The sequence below is a fragment of the Vibrio sp. 779(2023) genome (assembly GCF_033344285.1).
GTDB lineage: Bacteria > Pseudomonadota > Gammaproteobacteria > Enterobacterales > Vibrionaceae > Vibrio > Vibrio alginolyticus.
Genome location: NZ_JAWPOM010000104.1, coordinates 1 through 1,393, shown reverse-complemented (window position 1 = coordinate 1,393; position 1,393 = coordinate 1). Strand labels below are relative to the sequence as shown.

Below are 1,393 nucleotides of genomic sequence, written 5' to 3'. Positions count from 1 at the left end.
CGGAGATGTAGTCGCCGTTGGGATTGGTCAAGCCAAAACCGATGATCGCCGGATGAATGTTGAGAAGTTTATCTAACATTGGGCGAGTTTGAATGGCCGCGGTACGAGTGAAGCTATTTTGCTCCACCAGTTGATGACCAACGACTTCTAGCAGCGATTCTTGCCCTTTTAAAAGTGACTCAACGGAGGAAGCAAACAGCTCCAATTGTAGGAGCTGTTTGTCTTTGTATTTGTCTAACGTTGCTTGGTAGTGGTAATAGCCGAATAGCGAAAATGTCACGATACTGACGGTGAGCAGCATCATGTAAAGAGTCCAAATGTTCTTCTTTAATCCGACCATATTGCTTTGATAACCCCTAGCTTAACGCGTAATTGGCAGTGAGCAGTCTGCACCCCATTCTGTCCATGAACCGTCATAAACAGATAAGTTGCGTAAGCCTAGTTGATGAGCTGCCAACAATAAAATACAGGCAGTCACACCTGAGCCACAGCTGAAAATGATTGAATTGTCATTATATAGCGACAGTTCGCTAAATGCTTGTTTCAATTCTGAGTGCGGTTTGATGTAACCGTTATCCAGCAGTTCTTGAAAAGGCAGGCACAACGAGTTTGGAATATGGCCACTGCGCAATCCTTCTCTTGGCTCAGGCACTTCACCAAAAAAGCGCGCTCGTGAGCGAGCATCAACAATATGCGCACTGCAATTGTTTGAGTACTCTAATACTGCATTTGCGTCCAAAAATGCATTTTTATTTAATTTTCCCGAAAAATTTCCTAATTGTTCAGGTTTTGCTAGCGAACCTACGACGGGCAATCCCGCTTCTATCCAAGCTGGAAGTCCACCATTAAGTACTTTGACGTTCTCGTGTCCCATCGCTTTGAGCATCCACCATGCGCGTGGTGAAGCAAGCGTACCTGAGTTGTCATAAACGATGATCAAGTCTTCGTTATTTAGCCCAAGCTTTTGTGCGCTTGCATTAAATCCTGCTTCGGTTGGCATCATGTGCGGCAAAGAGGTATCAGGCAGACAAAAGTCATTGTCGTAATCAAAACGGTAAGTGTTTGGGATCCATTTATCGGTGATTTTTTTGATTTCCGAAGGAATTTGAAAGCTAATGCTTGCGTCTAAAAGCTTTACATTTTGTTGGTCAAGTAGGGCATGGAGTTCTTTTGCACTGATCAATGCTTGCATTGCTAAATCCTTCTTGTCGTGGGAGTGACCACTATTCTAGTTACAGCTGACGAATGAAAGTGATGGTTCAAAAGTTGAGCTTGTCGCTTGCCTAAATGTGGCTGTCGAACCGATCGCACAATGAGTTGTTATCGGAACGGCGACGCGTTGTTGTTCGATATCAGGAGCGTCTATCGTCAGGTAACGTCGTTGCTCGTCTAA

1 protein-coding gene and 1 pseudogene are annotated in these 1,393 nt (G+C 44.4%); both read right to left on the bottom strand.

Going from position 1 to position 1,393, the window contains the following annotated elements:
* A pseudogene (locus R8O70_RS25280) lies at positions 1 to 340 on the bottom strand (GGDEF-domain containing protein); the annotation flags it as partial.
* A 21-nt stretch (positions 341 to 361) separates the two neighbouring features.
* Complete coding sequence (locus R8O70_RS25275; RefSeq protein ID WP_318184468.1) at positions 362 to 1,192, bottom strand: sulfurtransferase; 831 nt, start codon at positions 1,190 to 1,192, stop codon at positions 362 to 364.
* Positions 1,193 to 1,393 lie beyond the last annotated feature (201 nt).